The following is a 19,122-nucleotide window of genomic DNA, read 5'->3' as shown; positions in this document are numbered from 1 at the left end:
CCCCCGCGGATCCGTCAGCCGCCTTGCCTGACCAGCGCCGCCAGCGTCTTCATCGCCTGCAGATACGGATACGGCCCGTGGCTGATGCGCGCCACGCCGTAATCGGCGAGCTCCGCGAGCGTCGGCGTTTCCGACACGCGCATCACGTTCACCGGCAGCGGCGACGCGGCTGTCAGCGCGCGAATGAGCGCCGGCGCGCGCAGGCCTGGCACGAACAGGCCGTCGGCGCCGGCCGCCGCATAAGCGCGCGCACGTGCCAGCGTCGCGTCGAGCAATCGTTCGTCATGCGTATCGGCTGACGCCTTGAAGAACACGTCGGTGCGCGCGTTGATGAAGTAGTCGGCGCCCGCGCGATCGGCCGCCTGCCGGGCCGCCGCGAGACGGGCCGCCGCTTCGTCGGCGTCGCGCAGTTCGCCCGTCGCCGGAAAACTGTCTTCGAGATTGCAGCCGATCGCGCCGGCCCGGATGCTGAGCGCGATCGTTTCGGCGACATCCTCCGGCCGCTCGCCGTAGCCGCTTTCGAGGTCGACGGTGACGGGTAGCGCCGTCGCGCGCGTGATCCGCTCCAGCACGTCCATCATCAGCGCGCGCGGCATCTGCTCGCCGTCGACGAAGCCGTTGGCTGCCGCGACCGACCAACTGCCGGTGGCCAGCGCGACGGCGCCGGCATCGGCCGCCGTGCGCGCACTGCCGGCGTCCCACACGTTGAACAGCACCAGCGGCTGACCCGCGCGGTGAAGCGACCGGAAAGCCGCGCCTTTCTCGTTGTTGCCCATGCTCGTCTCCTTGTGAATACCGGATCGGTTGTCGTGCCGAGCGATATTGCCACCGAATCGGGCGGTGCGACGCGGGCCGGCAATGTCTGCTGACAGCGCGTGGCAGGAAGTAGGCATGAGCGCCGCGCGGCGATCGGCGCGCCGGCTCAGCCGCGCGAACCCGGATCGATCGACAGCGTGCGCAACTGGCCGCGCAGCTGGTCGACTTCGCCGGGCGCGAACGGCCGCTCGATCTCGGCATGCGTCTGCCGCCACAGCGGGAACGCTTCGGCCAGCAGGTCGTGCCCGGCCGGCGTCAGTTCGAGCAGGCGGCTGCGCCGATCGTCCGGATCCTGCACGATCGTGACGAGGCCGCGCCGCTCGAGCGGCTTGAGCGCCGCGGTGAGCGTGGTGCGGTCCATCGCGAGCAGCGACGCGACCGATTTCATCGGGGCCGGTTGCGGCCGGTTCAACGACATCAGCAGCGAAAACTGGCCGTTGGTAAGGTCGAGCGGGCGCAGCACATCGTCGAAGATGCGCGCCAGATTGCGCGCCGCGCGCTGCATGTGCAGGCACAGGCAGCAATCGCGCACCATCAGCGTCGTCTCGAAGGGAAGCTTTTCTTTTCGTGCCATGTTGCAATTGTGTTGATATCAACCTATCTTGTCAAGGTCGAGGCGCGGCAACCCGCCGTGTCCGTCATCGGAGGGGAAGGCATGAGTGCGCAACAACAGTTGTATCTCGCCGTATTTCTCGGGACCCAGGATAGCCCGGCGATGAAGGCATGGCTCGCGCTGCCGGATGAAGAACGGCGCACGCGCGAGCGCGACGGCATCGCCGCATGGCATGCGTGGGTCGAGCGGCATCGCGACGCGATCGTCGAGCTCGGCGGGCCGCTCGGCAAGACCAAGGCCATCGATGCAGGCGGCATCCGCGACACGGCCAACGCGTTGACCGGCTTTACCGTCGTGCGCGCGGCGTCGCCCGACGCGGCCGCCGCGTTGTTCGAAGGTCATCCGCATTTCACGCTGTTCCCGGGCGTGTCGGTCGACGTGATGCCGGTGCTGGCGATTCCCGGCGCATGAGCGACGCGTGACGCGGGGCGCTGCGTGTCGCCTGGTTCGATGCGCGCGGCCCGGATGCGGACATTTTCACGACGTTCTGGATGGAGACTCGCGATGAAGCTTTACGGATTTGCCGGCACCCGCTCGCAACGCGCGCTGTGGGGGCTGAAGGAACTGGATGCGGACTTCGAATTCGTGTCGGTCAACCTGCTCGAGGGCGAGCACAAGCGGCCCGAATTCCTGCGCCTCAATCCGGCCGGCAAGGTGCCCGTGCTGGTGGACGGCGACCTCGTGATTCCCGAATCGGCCGCGATCGTGCTGTATCTCGCGGACAAGTATCCGGAGAAGGCGCTGTTGCCCGTCGATCCGGCGCTGCGGGCGCAGGCCTATCGGTGGATCATGTTCGCGGTGACGGAGCTCGAGCAGCCGCTGTGGCGGATCACGCGGCATACGTTCCTCTATCCGCCGGAGAAGCGCTCGCCGGCCGATATCGAACTCGCGCGCGAGGATTTCACGACGATGGCCGCGATACTCGACACGCATCTCGAAGGGCGCGCGTTCATCGTCGGCGATACGCTGACGGTGGCCGATTGCGTGACGGCCTATCTGATCGACTGGGCGAGCGAATGCCACCTGATCGAGCCGTTCCCGCAATTGCGCGCGTATCTGGAACGGCTGTATGCGCGGCCGAAGGCGCCGCAGCGGATCGCGGAGGCGAGGAAGGCGGCGTGAAAGTGAAACGGGTGCCGGGTCGTGTGCCGCATCGGCATGACCCGCCGCGCCCGCCTGCGATCACGAAACCGTATCGGGCCCACCCAGCGCGTGACACAGCGTCGCCAGATCTCGCAACGTAAGATGCGGCGTCACCGCGTGCCGTGAAGCCTGTTCTCCTTGCGCCCGCGGCTCGCGTACGACCCACGCCGCCTGCAGCCCCGCATTCAGCGCACCAACAATATCGAGGTGAAAATCGTCGCCGACATGCAGCAATTCGCCCGGCCGTACGTCGAGCGCATCCGCCGCCGCATGGAAGATCTCGGGTTCCGGCTTCGCGAAGCCGAACTCACGCGCACTGAGCGTCGTGCGAAAGAATTCGCCGCCGCCGGTCAGCCGGAGATCCGCGTTGCCGTTGGTGACCGCGATCAACGGAAAGCGCTCGCTCAGCCACGCGAGCGCCGGCAGCGCGTCTTCGTAGAATTCGACGCGGTTGCGCGCCGCATAGAACACGTCGTACGCACGATCGGTCAGCGAGACATCTTCGTTCGCGCGTTCCAGCGCCAGCCGGATCGACCCGATTCGCATCGCGCGAAAGTCGCCGGCAAGCTCCGGGCACAAACGTTCGTATTCGTCACGTAGCGCACCGAGTGCCTGTTGCGTGGGCAGCACGCGCTCGGTGTTCGGCGCGTGGTCGATCAACCATGCGCGAAGCGCCGCCTCGGCCCGTACGACGGACGGCCCGAACGGCCACAGGGTGTCGTCGAGGTCGAACGAGAGGGCGGAGACTTTGGCGAGACGCATGGCGGTTGAAAGCGGGAAGTCGTTTTACCAGGGCCACGGAACGGCAGTGCCGGTGCCGTGGTCGAGGGCGTGCCGATACAGGAAGCGCGCGACGGTCAGATCCTGAAGCGCGAGCCCTGTCATGTCGAAGACGGTGATCTCGTGCGCGGCACGATCGATCGATGTCGTACCCGCGAGGATGTCACCGATTTCCGTGCGCGGCAAATCCGGCGCCCACTGGCACTCGCCGATGCCGCGTGCCTGCTCGTGATCGTCCACGACGATGCGCGCGCGTTCCAGCACGCCCGCCGGAAGTTCGCGCTTGCCCGCGGTATCGGTGCCCACGCAGGTCAGGTGGGTGCCGGGCTGCACGGCATCCGCGTCGAACAACGCGCCGCCGCCCGGCGTGGCCGTGATCACCACGTCGCTATCGGCCACCGCGTCGTTGCGGTCGCGCGCCACGCCGATCGTGCATCGATCGACGAAGTGCGCTTCGAACGCCGGGTCCGGCTCGCCGCCGACGGTCACGTACTGCACCGTGCATCGCCGCGGCAGCAGCCTGAGCGCGTAGTCGAGCTGCACGCGCGCCTGCACGCCCGTGCCGAACACGCAGAGCCGCGTGCTGTCGCGGCGCGCGAGCAGTTGCAACCCGAGGCCGCCGGCGGCCCCGGTGCGCGCGGTGGTGATCGCGTTGCCGTCCATGATGCACAGCGGGCGTCCCGTCGCCGGATCGAACAGCGCGACGGTGGCCTGATGCGGCTCGCCGCCCAGCGCACGGTTGCCCGGCCAGAACCCGGCCGCCTTGAAGCCGAGCAAGTCCTGACCGGCGACGTCGCCCGACTTGATGCCGAACACGCCGCCGGTATGGAGCTTCTCGCGCACGACCGGGAACACGCGTCCCGCCCGTTGACTGTGCAGCACGAACGCTTCGCGGACGGCCGCCATCACTTGCTCGACCTGCAGGGCGGGCTCGACGGCATCACGGTCGAGGAGAAGAAGGCGGGCGTCGGTCGGCATGGTCGGGGGCGCCTGTTCGGCACGAGACGAATCAAGAGTGTTTAAAGTTTGTCCAGATATGGACAAATAGTCAATGCATGGACGGCACGGCATGGATGCCGGACGACGCTCACCACCCGTAGAACCGCGGCCACGTCTGCGCGGCGCCGTCGCCGCCGATGGCCTGGTATTCGGGATGCTGCGCGCCGGTGGCGCACGCATGATTCGGGAGAATGCGCAGCCGCGTGCCGATCGGAAACCGCTGCGCGATGTCCGTATCCGGCGCGCCCGTTCGCGACACGATCCCGTGTTCCTGATTGGCGGCGCTCATCAGGTAGCCGCCGAGCACCTCGCCGTCTTCGGTGCAGACCTGCCCGTAGCCGAAATCGCGCGCCTGGCGCTGCGTGCCGCGGTCGCGGCTCATCGCCATCCAGCCCGCGTCGACGATCGCCCAGCCTTTCTCTTCCTGATGGCCGACGACGGTGGTCAGCACCGACAGCGCGATGTCGGACAGTGTGCACACGCCGATGTTGTGCATCACGAGGTCGAACATCACGTACACGCCGGCGCGCACTTCGGTCACGCCGTCCAGCCGTTGCGCCGCCAGCGCGGTGGGCGTCGATCCGATGCTGACGACCGGGCACGGCAAGCCCGCGGCCCGCAGGCGCTCGGCGGCGCGCACGGTGCGGCTGCGCTCCTGTTCGGCGATCGCGACCAGCGCTTCGGGCGTGTCGTATTCGTAGCTGGAGCCTGCGTGCGCGAGCACGCCGCCGAGCAGCATGCCGCCGTCGGTCAGCGCGCGGCCGACGTCGATCAGCAGGTCGGCATCGGGCGGGATGCCGGAGCGGTGCCCGTCGACGTCGACCTCGATCCACACGTCGAAACGTTCGCCGTGCTCGCGCCCGAACGCGGCGATCGCGTGCGCGGCCGGCAGGCTGTCGGCGACGATCTTCAGGTCGCAGCCCTGCCGGCGCAGCGCCAGCGCCTGGCCGAGCTTGGCGGGCACCATGCCGACCGCATAGACGATATCGACGATGCCGTCGGCGAAGAATTGCTCGGCTTCCTTGAGCGTGGACACCGTGATGCCCTGCGCGCCCGCCGCGATCTGCGCGTCGACGACTTGCCGGCATTTGGTGGTCTTGACGTGCGGCCGGAACCGCACGCCGAGCGCGTCCAGATGCGCCTGCATGCGTGCGATGTTGCGGTGCATGCGGCCGATATCGATCAATGCGGCCGGGGTGTTGAGGGTGTGAAGGGGCACGATGCGTCCGTTTGCGAAGTTGCCGATACGGACACTGTAGAGGAGGGGAGCAGCGCCGTGTTTAATGCACGGCTAATCTGCCATTAAGCAGAATTTAATCAACGAAGTCCCCCTGGATCGCACCGGAACTCAGGCCTTGCCGCGCCAGGGCGGCGGATCGAGAAACTGCCGCGCGGCGTCGAGAAACACCCGCTGCCGCGCGGAGCGGCCGGTACGCGATGGCAGGAGCGCCGTCACCGGCGCGGGCGGCAGGCGCCAGCGGGGCAGCAACCGGACGAGCTTGCCGTTCGCGAGCAGCGGTGCGACGTCCCACTCGGAGCGCTCGACGATGCCGAGCCCGGCCAGCGCCCATTCGGTGATGACGGTGCCGTCGTTGGACGACAGCGCGCCGGTGACGCGGATGACGGTGGACCGCCGCGAATCGCCCTTGGCGCCGCCAACAGGCGAGAAGCGCCAGCGCGGGATGTCCTCGTCGTTCTCGCGCAGGCACAGGCAGTCGTATCGCGCCAGGTCGGACGGATGCTTCAGATCCTTGATGCGACGCGCGTACGCGGGGCTCGCACAGAGGAAGCGCTCGTTGGGCGCGAGCGGATAGCCGATCCACGAAGACGACTTGAGACTGCCGACATGGACGACCACGTCGGCCCCCGCTGCGCTGGTCAGCGGGCTTTCCGACAGATGGAGCGAGATCTCAAGTTTCGGATGTGCGCGCTGCACGTCGCGCACGATTCGTGCGACATATTTGCGGCCGAAGCCGAGCGGGGCGACGACGCGCAGCGTGCCCTGCACGTCGCCGTGATCGCCCGCGATGCTGACCGGCAGCGCCTCCACGCGCTCGAGAATGCCCACGGCTTCCTGGTACAGCCGCTGCCCTTCGTCGGTCAGCGCGATGCCTTTCGGTTGCCGCACGGCGAGCCGCGCGTTCAGGCGCGCTTCCATCCGCTGCAGGCGAATCGTGACCGCGGGCGGCGTGAGATCGAGCAGCCGGGCGGCAGCGGCCAGGGATCGGGACGTGCCGATCGCGCGGACGAGTCGAAGGTCGTCGAGGTCGAGCATTTCATGGCTCTTAATGCAGAGGGTATCCGGCATTAAACCGCACATTCGGTGCCGCCGCCATCGGGGTGGCCGGCGCCCGCCTGCCGCATTCGCCGATACATTGAATCGTCCGATCGATCGTGACGCCCGGCGCCTGCCCGCCTACGCGTGCAGCCCCCAGATCAGCGACCGGTGCGCGGCCACTCCGGCCATCACGCCCGATGCCGATGCGAAGGTTGCGTTGCTCATCGACGTCGACGCATCGCCCGCCGCGAATACGCCGGCGACGCTCGTCTGCTTCGACGCATCGACGCGAACGACGGGGCCGAGCGGCCCTTCGTCGAACGCGCAGCCGAGCTGCTGCGCGAGGTCGCTCGCCATGTCGGTGCGCGCGCCGATGAACAACGCGTCGATCGGCACGACCTGGCCGTCGGCGAGCCGCAGCGCGTCGATACGCGGCGCATCGCCGAGGATCTCTGCGACCGGCGAGCGTTCGATCCGCACCCCGCGCGCGGCGAGCAACGCGGCTTCTTCGTCGTTCGCTTCGACCACGCCCTGCGTGAACCACGTCGTCGGGCCCCAGTCCGGAATCAGGATCGCCTGATGGACCGACAGCGGATGCGTGGCGAGCACGCCGAGCCGCTGGCCGCTTACTTCATATCCATGGCAGTACGGACAATGCAGCACGCTGATGCCCCAGCGTTCGGCGAGCCCCGGCAGCGCGGGCAGTTCGTCGCGGATGCCGGTGGCGAGAATCAGCCGGTCGGCGCTCGCGCGGCCGCCGTCAGCCAGCGCCACGTGAAAGCGCCCGTCCGCGTCGCGCTCGGCCGTGCGAACCGTGCCGTCGATGCGCCGCACCGTCGGATACGCGTCGAGCTGCGCGCGCGCATCGGCGACGATTTGCGCCGGCGGCTTGCCGTCGTGCCCGAGGAAGCCGTGCGCGTGTTCGGCAAAGCGGTTGCGCGGCCGGCCGGCGTCGATCACGAGCACGCGGCGGCGCGCCCGCGCCAGTTGCATCGCGGCCGACAACCCGGCAAAGCTGCCGCCGATCACGATCACTTCATGATGAGAATGCATGCGTCCGCTCCTTTCTGAAACTGCGTGAATGACGGATGTGCTCCGCTGACGGTAACTCATGAAACACGAGAAGTTGCATGATAGGGCGGTGGTATCATTCATGCAACTTCAGAAGTTTCGAGAGAGAGGGGAGTTCTACCCGTGAGAACCGACAGCCGTTTGTCGCGCATGCTGCATGCGCTGATCCACATGGACCAGGCCGACGGCCCGCTGACGTCGGAGACGATCGCGACGATGCTGTGCACGAACCCGGTCGTCGTGCGGCGCCTGCTCGGCGGGTTGCGCGATCGCGGGTACGTGCAGTCGGAGAAGGGGCACGGCGGCGGCTGGGCGCTCAGCGTCGCGCTCGACGACATCACGCTGCTCGACGTCTATCGCGCTGTGGGCGAGCCGCCGCTGTTTTCCGATCTCGTGTCCGACGACGCGCCCGAATGTCTGGTCGAACAGGCCGTCAACGCGCATCTGTCGGCGACGCTGAAGGAGGCCGAAGCCTCGCTGCTCGCGCGCTTCGGCGAAGTCACGCTCGGCATGCTGTCGCGTGATTTCGACGCGAAGGCGGCGCGGCCGCGCAAGCCGCGCTGACGCGGCGCAGCACGTCCGCCGTACACGCGTGACGTGCGCTCCGGTGCGATCGAAACCGTCGCGCCGTCATGTTCTGTCCCCCAACTTCTGCCCGGTTCGCCCGCCACAGGGCAAAATACGGGTTTTCCGCACCCGCGAGGGCGCGTTCGAATCACGCGCCGGGCGGCGGCAGTGCGCATGCCGCACGCGGCCGCCCGGCGCCCAGGCAAGATCGCTCGCCACGCTGCGAGCCCACAGGAGTCCAGACCCCATGCCCGAATCCAACCTGTCCTTCTTCGGCCGGCTGTCGCTGGCCGTCGGCACGTTCTTCTCCGTGCTCGGCAATCGCGAGTTCGCCGCCGACGTGCTGCGCGTGCGCGATGGCGCCGCGGCGCCGGTCGCGCCCGCTCCGACGCCGGCACCGGCTGCCGCGCCCGTCGCCCCCGCGCCCGTGAAGGCGCCGGCGCCCGAGCTGCGCGAAGCGAGCCCGCAGGCCGCGCTGCAGCTGCTCGGCCTGCTGCAGCGCGATGCGCGCTTCATCGATTTCGTCGAGGAAGACATCGCCGGCTACGCGGACGCCGACATCGGCGCGGCCGCGCGCCTCGTGCACGACGGCTGCCGCGCCGCGCTGCGCGAGCACTTCACGATCGTGCCCGTGCGCGACGAAGCCGAAGGCAGCCGCGTGACGCTGCCGGCCGGCTTCGACGCGACGGCCGTGCGCGTGACCGGCAACGTGGTCGGTTCCGCGCCGTTCACGGGCACGGTCAGCCATCGCGGCTGGCGTGTCGCAGACGTGCGGCTGCCGAAGCTGACGGGCAGCCACGACGCATCGGTCATCGCACCGGCGGAGGTGGAACTGTGAGCGATCCGCGCTATTCGATCGGTATCGACCTCGGGACGACCCATTGCGCGCTGTCGTACGTCGACAGCAGCACGAGCGACGGCGAGAAGATCACGCAGCAGGTGCTGCCGATCGCGCAACTCACCGCGCCCGGCGCGCTGGAATCGCGCGACCTGCTGCCGTCGTTTCTCTACTTGCCGCATGAAAGCGAGCTGACGCAGGGCGACCTGACGCTGCCGTGGACGGCCTCGCGCACCTTTGCGGTCGGCGAGATGGCGCGCACGCGCGGCGCCGGCACGCCGATCCGCCTCGTGTCGAGCGCGAAGAGCTGGCTGTGCCACCCGGGCGTCGATCGCCGCGCGGCGATCCTGCCGAGCGATGCGCCGCCGGAAGTGACGCGCGTGTCGCCGCTGGAAAGCTCGATCCGCTATCTGACGCACCTGCGCGAAGCGTGGGACCACGCGCATCCCGACGCACCGTTCGCCGACCAGGACGTGACGGTGACGATCCCCGCGTCGTTCGATCCGGCCGCGCGCGAGCTCACGGCGGAAGCCGCACGCGCCGCCGGCTACTCGCGGATGACGCTGCTCGAGGAACCGCAGGCGGCGCTGTACAGCTGGATCCAGAAGAGCGAAGGCGGCTGGCGCAAGCAGGTGCAGGTCGGCGACCTGATCCTGTGCGTGGACGTCGGCGGCGGCACGACCGACCTGTCGCTGATCGCGGTGGTCGAGCGCGACGGCAATCTCGAACTGCATCGCGTGGCCGTGGGCGAGCACATCCTGCTCGGCGGCGACAACATGGACCTCGCGCTCGCGCACGTGGTGGCGCGCAAGCTCGCGCAGCAGGGCACGCAGCCCGATCCGTGGCAACTGCGCGCGCTGACCTACGCGTGCCGCTCGGCCAAGGAAACGCTGCTGTCCGACCCGAGCGCCGACGCGGTGCCGCTCGTCGTGCCGAGCCGCGGCTCGAAGCTGATCGGCGGCTCGATCCGCACCGAACTGACGCGCGCGGAACTGACGCAGACGATCCTCGAAGGCTTCTTCCCGCAGGTCGATGCGGCCGCGCGCCCGGTGAGCCGCGCGCGCGTCGGCCTGACGCAGCTCGGCCTGCCGTATGCGCAGGACGCCGGCATCACGCGCCATCTCGCGGCGTTCCTCGGCCGCCAGGTCGCGGCGCTCGACACGCTCGAAGGCGTGCAGCGCACGCTGCCGCAGGGCGCGACGTTCCTGCATCCGACCGCCGTGCTGTTCAACGGCGGCGTGTTCAAGTCGACGCTGCTCACGCAGCGCGTGCTCGACACGCTCAACGGCTGGCTCGCCGCCGAAGGCGCGCCGCCCGCGCGCCTGCTCGAAGGCGCGGATCTCGATCTCGCGGTCGCGCGTGGCGCGGCGTACTACGGCTACGTGAAGCGCGGCCGCGGCGTGCGCATTCGCGGCGGCACGGCGCGCGCGTACTACGTCGCGATCGAATCGGCGATGCCCGCGGTGCCGGGGCTGGAGCCGCCGGTGCAGGCGCTGTGCGTCGCGCCGTTCGGGATGGAGGAAGGTTCGGACGCGGCGCTGCCGCCGCAGGAGTTCGGGCTCGTCGTCGGCGAACCGGTGCAGTTCCGCTTCTTCGGCTCGTCGGTGCGGCGCCAGGACCAGGTCGGCACGCTGCTCGACTACTGGTCGCCGGAAGAGCTGCAGGAGCTGGAGGAAATCCAGGCGACGCTGCCGGCCGAAGGGCGCACCGTCGGCGAAGTCGTGCCGGTGAAGCTGCATGCGCGCGTGACCGAAGCCGGCACGCTCGAACTCGAGGCGATTCCGAGCGGCACGAACGAGCGCTGGAAGGTCGAGTTCGACGTGCGCGGCGCCGCCTGAGCGCGATGAAGCGTTATACGGTCGGCATCGACCTCGGTACGAGCAATACGGTCGTCGCGTACGTCGAGGCCGGTTCCGACGCGATCCGCGTGTTCGACGTCGAGCAACTGGTCGGGCCCGGCGCGGTGGCCGCGCAGCCGCTGCTGCCGTCGGTGCGGTATCACCCGGCGGCGGGCGAACTGCCGCCGGATGCGCTGCGGCTGCCGTGGGCGGCCGATCCGAAGGCCAACACGAAAGCGGACGCGGCCGGCGCACCGCCGGCCGTGATCGGCCGCTACGCGCGCACGCTCGGCGCTCAGGTGCCGGGCCGGCTCGTGTCGAGCGCGAAGAGCTGGCTGTCGCATGCCGCGGTCGACCGGCTCGCGGCGATCCTGCCATGGGGCGCGGCCGACGGTGTCGACAAGGTGTCGCCGGTCGACGCGAGCGCGAGTTATCTCGCGCACGTGCGCGACGCATGGGACGCGCATTTTCCCGATGCGCCGCTCGCGCGGCAGGACGTGATCCTGACGGTGCCCGCGTCGTTCGACGACGGCGCGCGCGCGTTGACGGTCGAGGCCGCGAAACGCGCGAAGCTGCCGGCGCTGCGCTTGCTCGAAGAGCCGCAAGCCGCGTTCTACGACTGGCTGTATGGGCAACGCGACACGTTGCGCGAGACGTTCGCCCATCCACGGCGCGTGCTGATCTGCGACGTGGGCGGCGGCACGACCGATCTCACGCTCGTCGACGTCGCGCCGGGCGACGACGGCGAGCCGACCTTTACGCGCGTCGGCGTCGGCAACCACCTGATGCTCGGCGGCGACAACATGGATCTCGCGCTCGCGCGCCTCGTCGAGACGCGGCTGACGGAGCCCGGCACGCGGCTGTCGGCGGCGAGCCTGTCGCAACTCGTCGAGCGCTGCCGCGCGGCGAAGGAGCGGCTGCTCGGCGACGACGCACCCGCGTCCGTCACCGTCACGCTGCTCGGCGCGGGCAGCAAGCTGGTGGGCGGCGCGCGCTCGGCCGAGCTGACCCGGCAGGAAGTCGAGCAGATCGTCGTCGACGGGTTCTTTCCGCAGGTCGACGCCGACGAATTGCCGCGCCGGGCGCGCGCGGCGATCGTCGAATTCGGCTTGCCGTATGCGAGCGACGCGGCCATTACGCGCCACGTCGCCGCGTTCCTGAAGCGTCATGCGGAAGGGCCGCTGCCCGACACGCTGCTGCTCAACGGCGGCGTGTTCCGCGCGGATGCGCTTGCCGGCCGTCTCGCGCAGACGCTCGGCGCGTGGCGCGGCGCGCCGCTCGACGTGCTGCACAACGCGCACCCGGATGTGGCCGTCGCGCGCGGCGCGGTGGCCTACGGGCTCGCGTGCGCCGGGCATGCGCCGCGCATCGGCGGCGGCTCCGCGCGCAGCTATTTCCTCGTGCTCGACGATGGCGCCGATGGCGCGGCCGCACGCGGCGTCTGCCTGCTGCCGCGCGGCGCGGAAGAGGGCCGCGAGATCCGGCTCGACGATCGCACGTTCGCGCTACAGCTTGGGCAGCCAGTGCGCTTCCACCTCGTATCGACCGTGGCCGACACGAAGTATCAAGCCGGCGATCTCGTCGATCTCGACGGTGGCGATTTCGTGCGGCTGCCGCCGATCGCGACGGTCGTCGACGCGAAGGCGGGCGGCGACGCGCGCGAAACGCCGGTGACGCTCACCGCGTCGCTGACCGAGGTCGGCACGCTCGAAATGCACTGCATCGCGATCGACGATGCGGCGCGACGCTGGCGGCTCGAATTCCAGTTGCGCGGCGACGCGCCGGTGCACGGCGACGCTGCCGCGCCCACGCGGCATCCGCGGCTCGACCAGGCGATCGAGCTGATCGAGCGCTCGTTCGGCAGCAAGGCCGCGGGCGTGACGCCGAAAGACACGCGCCGGTTGCGCGCGCAACTCGAACACGTGCTCGGCGCGCGCGAAGACTGGGACGTCGCGCTTGCACGCGAACTGTTCGACGCATTGCTCGCGCGGGCGCGGCGGCGGCGCCGCTCGGCCGATCACGAGCGCGCCTGGTTGAATCTCGCCGGGTATTGCCTGCGTCCGGGTTTCGGCCATCCGCTCGACGCGTGGCGCATCGAGCAACTGTGGCCGCTGTTCGACGACGGCATTCAATACGTGACCGACGCGCAGGTGTGGTCCGAGTGGTGGACGCTGTGGCGGCGCGTGGCCGGCGGGCTCGACGACGATGCGCAGACGCAGGTGCGCGATGCGATCGCGTTCCTCGAACCGTCCGACGACAAGCGGCGCAAGCTGCCGTTCGATCCGGCCAAGGTCGGGCCGGCCGACATGACGCGGTTGTCCGCGTCGCTCGAACGGCTGCCGGTCGAGCGCAAGGTCGAGCTGGCCGAGCGCCTGATCGCGCAACTGCAGAAGCCGGCCGAACGCACGCTGTGCGCGTGGGCGCTCGGGCGGATCGGCGCGCGTCGGCCGTTCTACGGCAGCGCGCACGGCGTCGTGCCGGCGGAAATCGTCATCGGCTGGCTCGATGCGCTGTTCGCGCTCGACTGGAAGCAGGTCGAGCCGGCTGCGTTCGCGGCTGCGCAGATTGCGCGGATGACGGGCGACCGCTCGCGCGATCTTCCGGACGACACGCGCGAGGCGGTGATCAAGCGCCTGTCGGCCGCGAATGCATCGGCGGCGTGGATCGACATGGTGCGTGAGGCGATCGCGTTCGACGAAGCCGATACGGTGCGCGTGTTCGGCGAAACGCTGCCGGCCGGGTTGAAGCTGCTGGGCGATTGATGGCAGTACAGGATGTTTCGATCTCGTTGGAAGGTCGAAGCATCCGGTCGCGGTCGCGCCAACCATGGCGCGACCGCGACGCCCGTTCCATTCAGGCGTGCGATACCGACGCTGCTTCGCGTCGTTTTTCCATTGATTCGAATTTCGCGCCCTCCTGCGCCGCCCCGAACGCCGCGCGAGATGAATTCCCGCGAGCATGCAGCGCACCGACCGTTGACGCGCAAGGCGCGACACGGGCCGGTTCCGCGCCGCGTTCCTGCGTGCGGTCAGGCGCCGGCCGCCGGCTCCGGAAACACCGGCTCACCAAGCGTCAGCATCAACCGGTTCGCCCACGCGAAGATCGCGATCGCGTGCGACAGGTCGAGCATTTCCTCATGCGTCAGCCCTTCGGCTTCGAGCGCGGCGATGTCGCTTTCGTCGATCGCGTCGGGCCGTTCGGTCAGCGCGATCGCATAGCGGACGATCGCGCGTTCGCGCGCCGTGGTGCCGGCCGTCGCAGGGTCGTCGAACACCTGTTCGATCGCATCGGTGCGTTTCGCGAGCTGCGCGAAACGCTGCGCGTGCACCGACGCGCAATACACGCAGCCGTTCACGCGCGATACCGCCGTGCTCGCCAGTTCGCGCTCCGCGCGCGACAGCCCGCCGGGGCCGTACATGATCGCGTTGAACACGCCCGAGCGCTGCCGCAGGATGTCCGGCAGGTGGACGAGCAGCAGGTAATAGTCGGACGTCTTCGCTTGCGGGTGGCTCGCTTCGAGCACCGCGAGCTGATCGGGCGTCGCCGCATCGAGCGAGACCGTGTCGAGCCACGCGCGCCAGCCGAGCGTGTCGGAGGTGAAGCCGTGGGTGGCAGTCGTCATGCGGCCTCCTGTGCGGCGCGTGCCTGAAGCGCCCGCGCGGCCGCGGCGACGCGCAATTGATACGCGACGAACGCGACGAGCTGCGACAGCGCGACGATCGCGGGCGTCGTGAGCCCGGCCGACTTCAACGTGTCGAGATCGGATGCGCGCGCATCGACCGGCGCGTGCGTCAGGCGCTTCGCGTGCAGCAGGATCGCGCCGAGGCGGCGAGGCAGCGCGTCGAACGCGTCGGCATCTGCGTGCTCGATGTCGTCGGTCGTGCCGCCTGCGTCGAGCAGACGGGCGCGATAGATGTCGGCCAGCGCGTGCGCATTCGACTGCCGCGCGACATACCGTGCCGCATGCAGCCGCTCGATCAGCGAAAGATCGGGCAGCGCGGGATCGAACAGCGCGGCTTCGCTCAGTTGCGTATGCAACAGCACCTTGTCGCGCGCGCGGCGCAGCGCGGCGACGGCGTCGCCGGCGCGCAGGCCGGCTGCCGCGTCGATCGTGTCCGGCCCGGCGGCCGGCGTGATGGAGTCAGTCATCGTTTCGGTTTCCCTTCGTCGTCAAAGTGATCGATGGCGTCGGCGTCGCGCCATTCGTCGCCTTGCAGTTCGGCATTCGCGTATGCGACGAGCGCATCGTAGTGGCGGTCGCGATCGGCATCGAACAGCCGGCTCGCAATGCCGCGCGCGAGCCGCTGCGCGCCCGCGCTGATCGCCGGGATATCGCCGGACAGCTTGCCGTGGCTCAGGCTCGCCGCATGGTTGAAGCAATGAATGCGCGTGACGGCCGGGCACGCGCCGCGCTCGCGCTCCTGGAACGCGAACGCGGGGCCGAGATCGGGCGACTCGGCGAGCTCGTCGAGCCACAGCGCCGGTTTCGGCCGATACCGATCCTTCCAGCGCCGCACGTGCGCGCCGAACGACGCGAATTCCTCGCGCGTCGTCCAGTCCGAATGAAAGCCCGTCGCGAAGATCAGGAAGTCGACCGTGTAGCGTCCGCGCGGCGTCGTCACCTCGAGGCCGTCCGCGTGGTCGGCGAGCATTTCGATCGGGCTGCCCGCATGGAAATGCGCATGGTCGTGGCGCGATACGCGCAGCACGCTGTCGCGCGGCGGCGGCGTCTGCGACGTCAGCGCGTAGTGCATGAAACGCCACTTCGTCGCATCGTCGAGATCGGCGTAGCCGTGCACGAGGCCCGGGCTGCCGATGCCGGTCAGCTTGTTGATGCGCGGAATGTCCGCGCGACGGAAGAACAGGTCGACGCGCGCGGCGCCCGCTTCGAGCGCGGTACCCGCGTTGTCGAACGCGGACGCGCCCGCGCCGACCACGCCGACGCGCTTGCCCGCGAGCGCGGCGAAATCGATCGGCTCGGACGAATGGGCCCAGCGCGCGCGCGGCGCGCGCCGCGCGACGGACGGCACGTACGGGCCGCCGAGGCCGTCGCGGCCGGTCGCGAGCACGACGTGCCGCGCGAGCAGCGTGTGCGCTTCGCCGTTGCCGCGCACGTCGAGCGCGAGCAGCCCGTCGTCGCGCGGGCGCAGCGCGACGAGCGTCGTGTCGTTGCGCACCGGCAGGTCGAGCACGCGCCGATACCAGCGCAGGTAGTCCATCCATTGCGGGCGCGGAATCTTGTACAGCGCGTCCCACGCGTCGCGGCCGTATTGCGCTTCGAACCACGCGCGGAACGTCAGCGCGGGCAGGCCGAGTGCGGGGCCCGCAAGCTGCTTCGGCGAACGCAGCGTCTCCATCCGCGCGAACGTGACCCACGGGCCTTCGTAGCCGGCCGGCGCGCGGTCGATCACGCACTGGTTGTCGATGCCGAGCAGGCGCAGCTCGGCCGACGCCGCGAGCCCGGCCATGCCGCCGCCGACGATCGCGACGTCGAGCACGCGCGCGCCGTCCGCTTCGCGCGGCGGCACCCACGACGGCGCGGGCAGGTCGAGCCAGCGCAGGTCCTGCGCGAGCCGCGCCTCGAGTGCGTCGAGCGGGGGCGTCATGCGGCCTCCGGGCGCACGCGGCGGGTACGTGCCGGGCGAGGCGCGCGCGTCGCGCGGTCGGCCCGCAGCCGGTCGCCGCGCAGCAGCGCATCGTGCGCGGCGGCATCGTGAAAGGTTACGTCGTCGAGCAGCGCGCGCGTCGTGCGATGCAGCGCGTCGAGCAGTGCGTCGACGGCCGCCGTGCGCGCCTTGCCGGCCGGCGTCGCGACGCCGAACGCGAACGGGATGTCGACGTCGAGCGCGCGCGCGACGACACCGTCCACCGGCAGCGCGACGCCCGTGGCCGGATCGACGATGCCGACCCCGATGCCCGCGCGCGCGGCCATCACCGCATTCAGCGACGCGTTGGTTTCGATGAACACGTGCGCATCGACACGCGCGGCCGCGAACGCCGCGTCGATCCGCTGGCGCAGCCGGTGCCGGTTCGCGACCGTCACGATGCGGCGCCGCGCGAGCTCGCGCAGCGCGATGCGCGGTTTCGCCGCGAGCGGATCGTCGGCCGGCAGCACGGCGACGCACGGCGTTTGCGCGATCCAGTGCACGTCGAGCCCGGCATGCGCCATCGGCAGCGTGACGACGCCGACATCGGCCGTGCCGGCCAGCACCTCGTGCACGACGTGCTCGGCCGATTCGCTGCGCAACTGATAGTGCGGCGCATGCGCGTCGTCGGGCAGCGCGGCGAGCGCGGCCGGCACGAGCGTGGCCGCGAGCGACGGCGTGGCCGCGATGCGCACGGGTTCGGCCGTTTCGTCGCCCAATGCGCGCGCGCGCGCCTCGATCGCGCGCAGGCCGACCAGCGAGCGCTCGACTTCCTCGTACAGCAGGAACGCGCGCCGCGTCGGCGTGACGCGCGGGCCGTGCCGGTCGAACAGCGCGTAGCCGAGATCGGCTTCGAGCTCCTGGATCTGCCGCGTGACGGCCGGCTGCGAGCGGCCGAGCAGCTCGCCCGCGCCGGTGACGCTGCCGGCCGACATGACTGCGGAAAAGGCTTCGAGTTGATGCAACTCCATGACGCGTTCCGATGATGCGATTTGCGCATTGTAGGAGTGCCAGCATGCACGATTCATATAATGATTTTTGCTATCGACAGCGGGAAAACTGCGAAGGGCGTAACGGCCGCGGCGGCCCGTCGTGCGTGCATTCGCACCGGTGGTGCACGGTGCGCCGAACGAAACGCCAATCGAATCAACACGATGCGATGCATGCCGGCATGTCGATCGATGCGGCGGGTATCGGCGGCCGTTCGCGCTCGTCATCGGCTTCGCGCCGCATGCGATATCGATATGCGCAAAACTTCGTTGGATCGTCCTGAACCGGATGGTTACATGCCCTCACTCTTTTCGATTGACGGAAGCTGGGGGACGCATGAAGGTTTCGGGGAACGACGCGCGCGGCGCATGGCGGCGCGTGCTGGGCACGGTGGCGGCGCTCGCCGCCGCATGGGGCTTGTCGGCGGGCGGCGCGCTTGCGGCCGGCGTGTCGGGCGAGCCGGTGGTGATCGGCGTGAGCGGGCCGCTGACGGGCCAGGACGCGCAATACGGCGAGCAGTGGAAGCGCGGCTTCGATCTCGCGCTCGACGAGATCAACGGCAGCGGCGGCATTCACGGCCGGCCGCTCGCGATCGACTTCCAGGACAGCCGCAGCGATCCGCGCCAGGCGGTGGCGATCGCGCAGAAGTTCGTCGCCGATCCGCGCATCGCGATCGAGCTCGGAGATTTTTCCAGCGCGACGTCGATGGCCGCATCGCCGATCTACCAGCGCGGGCAACTGGTGCAGTTCGGTTTCACGAATTCGCATCCGGATTTCACGAAGGGCGGCGATTATCTGTGGAGCACCGCGCTGAGCCAGGCCGAGGAGCAGCCGCTACTCGCCCGCTACGCGGTGAAGGAACTCGGCTTCAAGCGGATCGCGGTGCTGTACCTGAACACCGACTGGGGCCGCACCAGCAAGGACATCTTCGCGAAGGCGGTGACGGGGCTCGGCGCGCAGGTCGTCGCGGCCGAAGGCTACCAGCCGGCGGAGAAGGATTTCCGCTCGACGCTCGTGCGGATCGGCGCATCGAAGCCCGATTCGATCGTGCTGATTTCCTACTACGCGGACGGCGCGCAGATCGTGCGCCAGGCGCGCACGTCGGGCGTCGCGCTGCCGATCGCGGCGGTGGGCTCCGTGTATTCGCCGAAGTTCCTCGAACTGGGCGGCACGGCCGTCGAAGGCGTCTATACGGAATCGAACTTCTTCCCGGCCGAGCCGCGCCCCGAGGTGCAGGCGTTCGTGCAGCGCTATCGCGCGAAATTCCACGCCGATCCCGATTCGTTCGTCGCGCGGGCGTACGATGCGCTGATCCTGTCGGCGGAAGTACTGCGCCGCTACGGCACGACGCGCGAGGCCGCGCACGACGGCTTCGCGAAGATCAGCGACGTGCCGAGCGTGATCTTCGGCAAGGTGCGTTTCGATCCGCAGACGCGCCGCGTCGCGGGCGCGCGCACCGTGTATCTGGTCGTGAAGCAGGGGCAGTGGGCGCTGTGGGACGGCGCGAAGCCGCAGCTCGCGGCGCGCTGAACCCGACATGAACC

General features: G+C 69.7%; 18 protein-coding genes. 7 read left to right on the top strand and 11 right to left on the bottom strand.

Going from position 1 to position 19,122, the window contains the following annotated elements; genetic code table 11:
• Window positions 1-14 precede the first annotated feature (14 nt).
• Both WS64_RS24185 and WS64_RS24180 read right to left on the bottom strand, forming a co-directional pair.
• Window positions 15-776, bottom strand: a complete 762-nt coding sequence (locus WS64_RS24185; RefSeq protein WP_059640365.1) for an isocitrate lyase/PEP mutase family protein — start codon at window positions 774-776, stop codon at window positions 15-17.
• 146 nt (window positions 777-922) lie between these two features.
• A complete protein-coding gene (locus WS64_RS24180; protein WP_059640363.1) occupies window positions 923-1,390 on the bottom strand; it encodes a MarR family winged helix-turn-helix transcriptional regulator in 468 nt (155 codons plus the stop codon).
• An 81-nt stretch (window positions 1,391-1,471) separates the two neighbouring features.
• Between WS64_RS24180 and WS64_RS24175 the strand changes: the two genes are divergently transcribed.
• Both WS64_RS24175 and WS64_RS24170 read left to right on the top strand, forming a co-directional pair.
• Window positions 1,472-1,840, top strand: coding sequence for a YciI family protein (locus tag WS64_RS24175; protein WP_060967938.1), 369 nt, complete (start codon window positions 1,472-1,474; stop codon window positions 1,838-1,840).
• 93 nt (window positions 1,841-1,933) lie between these two features.
• Window positions 1,934-2,551 carry a glutathione S-transferase family protein gene (locus WS64_RS24170; RefSeq protein ID WP_059580010.1) on the top strand — a complete coding sequence of 206 codons (618 nt, stop codon included), beginning with the start codon at window positions 1,934-1,936 and terminating at the stop codon, window positions 2,549-2,551.
• Window positions 2,552-2,611: 60 nt separating this feature from the next.
• Here the strand turns inward: WS64_RS24170 and WS64_RS24165 are convergent, their stop codons facing one another.
• The 5 genes from WS64_RS24165 to WS64_RS24145 all read right to left on the bottom strand — a co-directional run bounded on the left by WS64_RS24165 (window position 2,612) and on the right by WS64_RS24145 (window position 7,682).
• A complete protein-coding gene (locus WS64_RS24165) occupies window positions 2,612-3,334 on the bottom strand; it encodes an HAD family hydrolase (protein WP_060967937.1) in 723 nt (240 codons plus the stop codon).
• A 24-nt stretch (window positions 3,335-3,358) separates the two neighbouring features.
• Window positions 3,359-4,330, bottom strand: a complete 972-nt coding sequence (locus WS64_RS24160) for an ornithine cyclodeaminase family protein (protein WP_060967936.1) — start codon at window positions 4,328-4,330, stop codon at window positions 3,359-3,361.
• A 109-nt stretch (window positions 4,331-4,439) separates the two neighbouring features.
• Window positions 4,440-5,570, bottom strand: coding sequence for a DSD1 family PLP-dependent enzyme (locus tag WS64_RS24155; RefSeq protein ID WP_060967935.1), 1,131 nt, complete (start codon window positions 5,568-5,570; stop codon window positions 4,440-4,442).
• 129 nt (window positions 5,571-5,699) lie between these two features.
• Window positions 5,700-6,659 carry a LysR substrate-binding domain-containing protein gene (locus WS64_RS24150; RefSeq protein ID WP_060967934.1) on the bottom strand — a complete coding sequence of 320 codons (960 nt, stop codon included), beginning with the start codon at window positions 6,657-6,659 and terminating at the stop codon, window positions 5,700-5,702.
• Window positions 6,660-6,767: 108 nt separating this feature from the next.
• The gene (locus tag WS64_RS24145; protein ID WP_060967933.1) at window positions 6,768-7,682 is read right to left on the bottom strand and encodes an NAD(P)/FAD-dependent oxidoreductase; all 915 of its coding nucleotides are present in this window, start codon (window positions 7,680-7,682) and stop codon (window positions 6,768-6,770) included.
• Between the two features lie 141 nt (window positions 7,683-7,823).
• Between WS64_RS24145 and WS64_RS24140 the strand changes: the two genes are divergently transcribed.
• From WS64_RS24140 to WS64_RS24125, 4 genes are all read left to right on the top strand, one after another.
• Complete coding sequence (locus tag WS64_RS24140; RefSeq protein ID WP_060967932.1) at window positions 7,824-8,264, top strand: Rrf2 family transcriptional regulator; 441 nt, start codon at window positions 7,824-7,826, stop codon at window positions 8,262-8,264.
• Window positions 8,265-8,514: 250 nt separating this feature from the next.
• Complete coding sequence (locus tag WS64_RS24135) at window positions 8,515-9,105, top strand: DUF2760 domain-containing protein (protein ID WP_060967931.1); 591 nt, start codon at window positions 8,515-8,517, stop codon at window positions 9,103-9,105.
• Window positions 9,102-10,943, top strand: coding sequence for an Hsp70 family protein (locus tag WS64_RS24130; RefSeq protein WP_059640351.1), 1,842 nt, complete (start codon window positions 9,102-9,104; stop codon window positions 10,941-10,943). The genes WS64_RS24135 and WS64_RS24130 overlap by 4 nt, the downstream gene beginning before the upstream one ends.
• Before the next feature lie 5 nt (window positions 10,944-10,948).
• Window positions 10,949-13,705: an Hsp70 family protein gene (locus tag WS64_RS24125; protein WP_060967930.1), complete on the top strand. Its 2,757-nt coding sequence runs from the start codon at window positions 10,949-10,951 to the stop codon at window positions 13,703-13,705.
• A gap of 266 nt (window positions 13,706-13,971) precedes the next feature.
• Here WS64_RS24125 and WS64_RS24120 read toward each other — a convergent pair whose 3' ends face one another.
• From WS64_RS24120 to WS64_RS24105, 4 genes are read right to left on the bottom strand one after another with little or no spacing between them, the layout of a single operon-like run.
• Window positions 13,972-14,565, bottom strand: coding sequence for a peroxidase-related enzyme (locus tag WS64_RS24120; RefSeq protein ID WP_060967929.1), 594 nt, complete (start codon window positions 14,563-14,565; stop codon window positions 13,972-13,974).
• Window positions 14,562-15,092 (bottom strand): CMD domain-containing protein, encoded by a 531-nt coding sequence (locus WS64_RS24115; RefSeq protein ID WP_060967928.1) that lies wholly within the window; start codon window positions 15,090-15,092, stop codon window positions 14,562-14,564. The genes WS64_RS24120 and WS64_RS24115 overlap by 4 nt, the downstream gene beginning before the upstream one ends.
• A complete protein-coding gene (locus tag WS64_RS24110) occupies window positions 15,089-16,549 on the bottom strand; it encodes an NAD(P)-binding domain-containing protein (protein WP_060967927.1) in 1,461 nt (486 codons plus the stop codon). The genes WS64_RS24115 and WS64_RS24110 overlap by 4 nt, the downstream gene beginning before the upstream one ends.
• Window positions 16,546-17,559 (bottom strand): LysR family transcriptional regulator, encoded by a 1,014-nt coding sequence (locus WS64_RS24105; protein WP_060967926.1) that lies wholly within the window; start codon window positions 17,557-17,559, stop codon window positions 16,546-16,548. The genes WS64_RS24110 and WS64_RS24105 overlap by 4 nt, the downstream gene beginning before the upstream one ends.
• A 355-nt stretch (window positions 17,560-17,914) precedes the next feature.
• Here WS64_RS24105 and WS64_RS24100 point away from each other — a divergent pair, with 355 nt between their 5' ends.
• Window positions 17,915-19,108: an ABC transporter substrate-binding protein gene (locus WS64_RS24100; RefSeq protein ID WP_060967925.1), complete on the top strand. Its 1,194-nt coding sequence runs from the start codon at window positions 17,915-17,917 to the stop codon at window positions 19,106-19,108.
• Window positions 19,109-19,122: the final 14 nt, after the last annotated feature.

Source organism: Burkholderia anthina (genome assembly GCF_001547525.1).
In the GTDB taxonomy this organism is placed as follows: Bacteria; Pseudomonadota; Gammaproteobacteria; order Burkholderiales; family Burkholderiaceae; genus Burkholderia; species Burkholderia semiarida.
The sequence above is the reverse complement of the archived record's forward strand: the minus strand, read 5'-3'. Positions and strand labels throughout refer to the sequence as shown.